The organism is Devosia riboflavina, from assembly GCF_000743575.1.
GTDB lineage: Bacteria > Pseudomonadota > Alphaproteobacteria > Rhizobiales > Devosiaceae > Devosia > Devosia riboflavina.
Map to the genome: position 1 here is coordinate 111,555 of NZ_JQGC01000022.1, position 7,973 is coordinate 119,527.

The window sequence follows — 7,973 nt, forward strand, 5'->3', positions numbered from 1 at the left end:
TGATGCTCGACTTCATCGAAAAAATCCTGAGGATGCCGAGGGTCGTCCTCACCGTCATGGTGATCGTCCTGACGGCTGGTACGGCGGCCTATCTCTCCATGCCCAAGGAGAGTTTCCCGGCCATCGACGTTCCCTATCTCTACGTCTCGATCAGCCAAACGGGCGTGTCGCCGCGCGACGCGGAAAACCTGCTCGCCAAGCCGGCGGAAGAAGAACTCGCCAACCTGCCGGGCTTGCAGAATATTTCGTCGACCTCGACCACCGGCCATGCGTCGGTGATCCTCGAATTCGACATCAATACCGACAAGGACCAGGCCCTTCAGGATACGCGCGCCAAGATGGACGCGATCAAGGCCAAGCTGCCGGACGATGCCGATGACCCGACGGTCAGCGAAATCGACTTTATCGGCCCGATCATGTCGGTGGCCATCTATGGTACGGCGCCTGAAAAGGAACTGACCCGCCGCGCCGAAGAGCTGCAGGACGCGCTCGAAGCCCTGGGCGACGTGCGTGAAGTGAAGCTCTCGGGTTCGCGCAAGGAACAGCTCGAAGTCCGCATCGACCTGCTGCGTCTTGAAGCCTATGGCCTGACCGCCAGCCAGTTGCTCGATGCGCTTTCGCGCAACAACATGGTTGTGCCCGGCGGTACGCTCAATACCGGACAGGGCTCGTTCAATATCGAAGTGCCGGGCCTGATCAGCAATGCGCAGGACGTCTATGACCTGCCGATCAAGACCGACGGCAATACCGTCGTCACCTTCGGCGATGTCGCAACGATCACCCGCAACCTGGCCGATGCCACCGAATATACCCAGGTGAACGGCTCTCCGGCCCAGATCCTCGGCGTTTCCAAGAAGCTCGGCACCAATATCATCGACGTGTCGAACCAGGTTCGCGCGACGACGGAAGAACTTGCCAAATCCTGGCCGAGCGGGGTGAGCTACTCCGTCTTCCTCGACCAGGCCGACACCACGACCAGCCTTTTCCGCTCGCTTGAAGCGGCGGTGCTGACTGCCGTGGCGCTGGTGCTGATCACCTGTATCGCAACGCTGGGCCTCAGGCCCGCGCTGATGATCGGCCTTTCCATCCCGCTCTCGTTCATGATGGCGTTCCTCGTCGCGGAAATGCTGGGCATGACCATCAACATGATGGTGATGTTCGGGCTCGTTATCGCGGTGGGCGTGCTCGTCGACGACCCGGTTGTGGTCGTCGAATATGCCGAGCGAAAGCTGCAGGAAGGCGTGCCCAAGCGCGAAGCCTTCATCATGGCCATGCGCAAGATGTTCGTGCCGGTGGTGGGCGCTACGGCGACCACGCTCGGCGCCTTCATTCCGCTGCTGTTCTGGCCGGGCATTATCGGCAAGTTCATGAGCTACCTGCCGATGATCGTGATCATCGTCATGATCGCCTCGTTCATTTCCGCTTTGATCTTCATGCCGGTTATCGGCTCGGTGATCGCCTCGACCCATGTGGACGAGAAGGAAAAGGCCAAGGCCGATATCGTCATGTATCCGGACAAGTTCGACCCCAAGAAGGTGACGGGCCTGACCGGTTTCTACGTGCGGACCATGGAGAGGCTGATCTCCTGGCCCTTGCCGACGCTTGCCGTGGGCTTTGGTATCATCGTGGCGATCTTCGTCACCTATGCGACCAACCCCACCGGCTCGGAAGCCTTCCCCGCTTCGGAACCGGAATATGCGACGGTGGCCGTCGTGGGCCAGGGCAATTACTCGCCCGAGGAAATCCGCGACATGCTGATCGAGGTCGAAGACCAGATCCTGCAGGTCAACGGCATCCAGGACGTGATCATGCAGTTCGGCACGACCGGCGCCTTCGGCACCATGCCGCCTGACACGATCGGCAATTTCCAGCTGCAGCTCGTCAACTGGAACCACCGCGTGCCGGCCGAGAAAATCTTTGCCGATATCCGCAACCGCGTCGACAACATTGCCGGCCTCGATATCCAGGTGCTGGCGGCGGAGAATGGTCCGCCGGCGGGCAAGGACCTGAACATGCGCGTCGAGAGCAAGAACTACGACGAGCTCGTGCCCGTCGTGGCCGCTATCCGCGATCACCTCTCGACCTGGCCGGAAGTTGTGGACGCCGAAGACGGCCGCCCCTCCCCCGGTATCGACTGGCAGATCACTGTCGATCGGGCCGAGGCGGGCAAGTATGGCATCGGCGTGCGTGAACTCGTGCCCTATGTGCAGCTCATCACCAATGGCGTGAAGCTCGGCACCTATCGCGACGGGGAAACCGGCGACGAACTCGACATTCGGGTTCGCCTGCCCAAGGACGAGCGCACCTTCGACGCGCTCGACTCCATGCGCATCGCCACCCAGAATGGCATGATCCCGGTTTCGAACTTCATCGATCGCCAGGCCGTTCCGAAGGTTGCCAATATCGAGCGCCGCAACCAGGTCTATGTGATGAACGTGGCTGCCGGTCTTACGAACCTGCCGGAAGGCGTCTATGCCGCCGACAAGGTGGCGGAACTGCAGAAGTGGATCGGCGAGCAGAACTTCCCCGAAAGCGTCAATGTCGCTTTCGGTGGTGCCGAAGAGCAGATGGGCGACGCCAATGCCTTCATCGTCCAGGCGATGGGCATGGCCATGGCCCTGATCTTCTTCATCCTGCTGCTTGAATATAACAGCTTCTACCAGGTGATAGTGACGCTCTCGACGGTGATCATGTCGGTGGCGGGCGTGCTTCTGGGCATGCTGGTCACGGGGATGAGTTTCTCGGCGATCATGACCGGCCTCGGCATCGTGGCGCTGGCGGGTATTGTGGTGAAGAACGGCATCGTGCTGATCGATACCTACAATGACTATAACCGCCACCAGCATGTGGAACCGGTGAAGGCCATGCTGCTGACGGTCAGCCAGCGTGTTCGTCCGGTTCTGCTGACGGCGTTCCTGACGGCGCTCGGCGTTATCCCCATGTGGGCCAATGTCGAGTTCGACTTCATCCGTCGTGAGATCGTCGTCGGTGGCCTTGCCGGTTCGTGGTTCATCCACCTGTCGGCAGCGCTGGTTTCGGGCCTGTTCTTCTCGACCCTGCTGACGCTGGTGATGGTGCCGGTGATGATCACCGCGCCGAGCGTGATGTGGAAGCAGATCAAGTGGCTGGGCGCGAACTTTGCGAGCCTCGGCCAGTGGATCGCGAGCCCATTCCGCGGCAAGGCCACTGCGGCCCCGGCCGGCTTTGACGGCGTGGCCGTGGAAGTGCCCGACGACGCCGATGGCGAAAGGCGCTATGTGGTGAGCAAGGATGCCGGGCTCGGCGACAAGGACAAGGACGACCGTCGCGACGCGGCGGAGTGATCCGGACCCTGATGTGAATGAGAAAGGCCCGCAGTGATGCGGGCCTTTTTGTTTTAGGGGGACACTTTGGGCAAAACAGGGGTTCCCGCTTTCGCGGGAATGACATCGGGGGTGGGGAGAGAGCCTAGCTCGCCACGAACTGGTGCAGCAGCCAGTCGTCGCCGTCGAAGTAGATGTCGCGGCTGATCGGGCCCTGGAGCGATAAGACCTTGGACCAGAAGGCCTGTGCAGCCTTGTTGGCGTGGGGGACGGCGATGTGCCATTGGCCGGGGTGGGTTTTGAGGGCCTGCCGGACGGCGGAGCGGGCGAGGCCCCTGCCCCGGTAGGCTTTCAGCACGAAGAACTCAGCCATGAACCAGCAGGGCGCCCGGCCGGTGAGCGGGCAGTCGTCGATGACGAGGGCGAAGCCGGCGATCTCTTCGCCGGACATGATGAGATAGGGAAAGCGCCAGAAGCGGTCGAGGAAGTCGTAGGCGTAGCGACCGTCAGCGCCGACCGGGAAGGGCATGAACTCGGTCATGTCGTGGAGATAGAGCTGGATGAGGTTGGCGATGACCGGCTTCTGGTCGGGACGCGCGGGGATGAGGCGGATGGCGGGCTGGATCATGGCGAGAGCCTAGGGCAAGGATTTTCGGTTGGCTAGCGTCAACTATTGTTGACAATCCCCGCATCGTCAACTATTGTTGACGCATGATGACAGAGAGCAAGATCGATTCATCGGAAGACCCGGAGGCGGCGCTGGCCAGTGTGGTGGCGTTGCGGCGCCTTGCTGATCAGTTGGAACAGCAGGCTGTGGCCGAGGCGCTAAAACGGGGCTGGAGCTGGTCGCAGATCGCCATGGCGCTCGGCGTCAGCAAGCAGGCTGCGCATAAGCGCCTATCGGGTCTGGTTGAAACCCCCAAGAAGTGAGGAATGCCATGTTCAAGCGCATGATGCAGGCTGCGAAGGATGCCGACACGCTGAAGGTTTTGTGCGAGACGGCTGAAGATTTGGCACGGGCAGAAGGGCGCGAGGCGCCAGAGGCGGAGCATTTTGTGGAGGCGGCGCTAGCGCTGCCGGATGGATCGGCACAGCGGGTCTTTGCTCGGCTCGGGCTCGATGGGGCGGGGTTCAAGACGGCGCTGGTGGAGCAGCATCGGGAGGCGCTGCGGGCCGTTGGGGTCGATGGCGTGGTGGTGGAGAGCGCGCTGGGCGTGAGCCCGCCCCTGCCCGCCGCCAAGGGTCTCTATGAGGCGGCGCCTTCGGGGCAGGTCGTGGTGCAGGAATTGGCGCGGCTCAGGCAGCGCGGGGTGACGGGGCCGCTTGCGGGATCGTATGTGATCAAGGTCGTGGCCGAGATGGGCCACGGAACGGCGGCGCGGGCCCTGCGCCAGATGGGCAGGGACCCGCAAGCCTTTGTGGCGGCGGCGGATGCGGAGATCGCCGCCGCTTGATTACTCGGCTGCCGGAGCGCCGCGCTTGACGAAGCCGTCGGGGTCTTCCTGGGCGAGGGCCAGGGCTTCTTCGGCCTCCGTCGCTTCGCGCTGGCGGCTCCACATCTGGGCGTAGAGGCCGTTTTGGGCGAGGAGCGCGGCGTGGTTGCCGCGTTCGGCAACGAGGCCTTCGCGGAGGACCAGGATTTCGTCGGCATTGATCACCGTCGAGAGCCGGTGGGCGATGACGACGGTGGTGCGGTTGCGCGAGACGACGTCGAGGGCGGCCTGGATGTCGCGCTCGGTCTTGGTATCGAGGGCCGAGGTCGCCTCATCGAGGATGAGGATGGACGGGGCCTTCAGGATGGTACGGGCGATGGCAACACGCTGCTTTTCGCCGCCCGAGAGCTTTAGGCCACGTTCGCCGACCGGCGTCTCAAAACCCTTGGGCAAGGCTTCGATGAAGGCGCCGACCTGGGCCATCTGCGCGGCCTGGCGGACTTCGTCCATCGAGGCGCCGGGGCGGCCATATTCGATATTGTAGCCGATGGTGTCGTTGAACAGCACCGTATCCTGCGGGACCATGCCGATAGTGGAGCGCAGGCTTTCCTGCGTCACATCGCGCAGGTCCTGCCCGTCGATAGTGATGCGGCCGCCGGTGACGTCATAGAAGCGATAGAGCAGGCGCGAGATGGTCGACTTGCCGGCACCGGTGGGGCCGACGATGGCGACAGTCTTGCCGGCGGGGACTTCGAAGCTGACGCCCTTGAGGATCGGGCGGTCGGAATCGTAGTGGAAGGTGACATCCTCGAAGCGGATGACCGGGCCGGTGACGGCGAGCGGCTTGGCATCGGGCTTGTCGGTGATTTCGGGGGCCTGGTCGAGAAGCTTGAACATTTCCTCGATGTCGGTGAGGCCCTGGCGGAGTTCGCGATAGACGAAGCCGATGAAGTTGAGCGGGCGATAGACCTGCATCAGGAAGGTGTTGAGGAGGACGAAATCGCCCAGCGTCAGGCGACCGTCGAGAACGCCGAGAATGGCCATGATGGAGATGGCCAGGAAACCGCCATAGAAGATAACGGCCTGGCCGAAATTGAGCCAGCCCAGTGAGGTCCAGATGCGGATGGCGGACTTTTCATAGTTCGCCATGGAGCGATCGTAGCGCTCGGCTTCCATCTTCTCATTGGCGAAGTATTTCACCGTCTCATAATTGAGGAGACTGTCGATGGCCTTGCCATTCGCGTCCGTGTCGGAATCGTTCATGTCCCGGCGGATGGCGATGCGCCAATTGGAGGCCTTGATGGTGAAATAGAGATAGGCCCAGATCATCACCACCAGAACGCCGACATAGCTGACCCCGAAGAGCCAGACGAAGATGATGGCGACGACGATGAATTCGAGAATGGTCGGCACGATGTTGAGCATGGCGAAACGGACGACCGTTTCGATGCCCTTGGTGCCGCGCTCGATGACGCGGGAGAGGCCGCCGGTGCGACGCGCCAGATGGAAGCGTAGCGACAGGCGATGGACGTGGTGGAAGGTTTCGAGCGCGAGCTTCCGCACCGCATGCTGGCCGACGCCGGCAAAGAGCACGTCGCGCAACTGCTGGAAGGCCGCGTCGAGGACATTGCCGAGCACGTAGGCGATCACCAGCACGACGGGGATAGCGAGACCGAGGATCAACTGGCTATCGGCGTCGGTGCCATCGAGGCTGTCGATGATGCCCTTATAGGCAAAGGGAATGAGGGTGGTCGCGACCTTGCTGAGGACCAGGGCGCCGAGGGCGAGGATGACCTGCATGCGCAGATCGGGCCGGCCTTCGGGCCACATATAGGGCCAGAGATTGCGAACGGTAGAGAATACAGAGCCTTCGTCCGCGCTAACGGACGGCTTCTTTTCAGTGCTGTTTTGAGCCATTAGGCCGGTTCCGCTTCCTTGTGGGGCGCTTGGAAGTTGAGGCCATCGAGAAGGCCTCCGAAGGCGGTACCGATTTCGGACAGCCGGTCATGCCGGATCATGTAGCGATTGCGCGTACCATGAGGCTTGCGCTCGATCAGGCCTGCATCGAGCAGCACTTTTATGTGCTGGGAGACGGTGGACTGGGCGAGGGGCAAGGAATCTGTGACATCGCCACAGCAACATTCCCGCTGCTGCTGGCTCGCGAGGAACCGCAGGATATTGAGCCGGACCGGATGGCCGAGGGCTCGCATGATGTTGGCGATGTCGTCGTCTTGCATGGGGCCGGCCGAATTAATCGGTGAATTGCGATGAACATGGTGAGGATTGGCCGCAAGGTCAATCCCCGGGGATGGTTTGGGGGTAGAAATAGGGCGTTAGGCCAGGGACCGGTGCTTACCGATCACCCCCTCCCGGCCTCCCCCGTTCAGGGGGAGGTGAAGAGAGGTGGTTCACAGTCAGAAATGGCGCCCGGGGGCGCCATTTTGTGTCAGTAGGCCTATTGGGGCAGGCTGAACACCTGGCCGGGATAGATGCGATCGGGGTCGCGGATCTGGCCGGTATTGGCATCGTAGATGGTCGTATATTTGATGCCTTCGCCATAGACGCGGCGGGCGATGGTCCAGAGATTGTCGCCACGGCGGATGATGGCCTTGCCCGAAGCGAAACGTTGGGCATCGGGCGAGCCGACTGCCACCGCGACCATTGTGGGCACGGCAGGTTCGGCTGTCGGCTGCGACGCGGCGGGGGCCTCCGCCACGGCGACCGGGGTCGGAGTGGCCGGAGCCTCGGGCGTTGCCGGGGCGGGAGTTTCCGGAGCTGGTGTCGCAGGCGTGGTTGCGGGAGCCGGGGTGGCGGCGGACTCGGTTGGTGTCGCTGCCGGCTGGGCCGGTGCTGTCGGAGCGGGTTGGGCTGGCGCCGCTGCGGCAGGCTCTGCTTGTGCCACCGCAGGAGCGGCAGGGGTCGCAGGCTCGGCAACCGGGGCTGAGGGCGTAGCAGCCGGGGCCGGCGTTGTTGCAGCGGCAGGTGCGGGCGCCGGGGGTGCCTCGGCGCTGGCGACGGCTGTAGCGGGCTCGGTCGCCGTTGCCGGCATGTCGACGACGAAGTCGACCTCGGCGCGGGCGATCACGTCAGGCGAACCGGCGGCGAGCAGGTCGGCGCGGACGCGCTGGCTGGGAGCGTCGAGAACGTCGCCGCCTTCGACGAGCCAGCGGCCGCCTTCGATGGTGGCATCGGCGATGAAGGTGTCATCGACATAGAGACGCACAATGCCGCCTTCGGG

Annotated in this window: 7 protein-coding genes; 3 read left to right on the forward strand and 4 right to left on the reverse strand. The window is 63.0% G+C overall.

Annotated elements, in window-relative coordinates; all coding sequences use genetic code 11:
• Positions 1–2 precede the first annotated feature (2 nt).
• Complete coding sequence (locus JP75_RS19535) at positions 3–3,323, forward strand: efflux RND transporter permease subunit (RefSeq protein ID WP_051960948.1); 3,321 nt, start codon at positions 3–5, stop codon at positions 3,321–3,323.
• A 124-nt stretch (positions 3,324–3,447) separates the two neighbouring features.
• Here JP75_RS19535 and JP75_RS19540 read toward each other — a convergent pair whose 3' ends face one another.
• The gene (locus tag JP75_RS19540; protein ID WP_051960949.1) at positions 3,448–3,930 is read right to left on the reverse strand and encodes a GNAT family N-acetyltransferase; all 483 of its coding nucleotides are present in this window, start codon (positions 3,928–3,930) and stop codon (positions 3,448–3,450) included.
• Positions 3,931–4,016: 86 nt separating this feature from the next.
• On the opposite strand from JP75_RS19540, the gene JP75_RS19545 reads away from it, so the two are divergent.
• Together JP75_RS19545 and JP75_RS19550 are read left to right on the forward strand one after the other, a co-directional pair.
• Complete coding sequence (locus JP75_RS19545) at positions 4,017–4,232, forward strand: hypothetical protein (protein WP_035086195.1); 216 nt, start codon at positions 4,017–4,019, stop codon at positions 4,230–4,232.
• An 8-nt stretch (positions 4,233–4,240) separates the two neighbouring features.
• Entirely contained in the window at positions 4,241–4,756 is a 516-nt protein-coding gene (locus tag JP75_RS19550) for a Clp protease N-terminal domain-containing protein (RefSeq protein WP_035086167.1), read from the forward strand.
• Here JP75_RS19550 and JP75_RS19555 read toward each other — a convergent pair whose 3' ends face one another.
• The 3 genes from JP75_RS19555 to JP75_RS26890 all read right to left on the reverse strand — a co-directional run.
• A complete protein-coding gene (locus JP75_RS19555; protein WP_035086168.1) occupies positions 4,757–6,652 on the reverse strand; it encodes an ABCB family ABC transporter ATP-binding protein/permease in 1,896 nt (631 codons plus the stop codon).
• Complete coding sequence (locus JP75_RS25500) at positions 6,652–6,972, reverse strand: ArsR/SmtB family transcription factor (protein ID WP_051960951.1); 321 nt, start codon at positions 6,970–6,972, stop codon at positions 6,652–6,654. The genes JP75_RS19555 and JP75_RS25500 overlap by 1 nt, the downstream gene beginning before the upstream one ends.
• A gap of 218 nt (positions 6,973–7,190) precedes the next feature.
• A partial coding sequence (locus JP75_RS26890) for a LysM peptidoglycan-binding domain-containing protein (RefSeq protein ID WP_035086169.1) occupies positions 7,191–7,973 on the reverse strand: 783 nt, incomplete at its 5' end.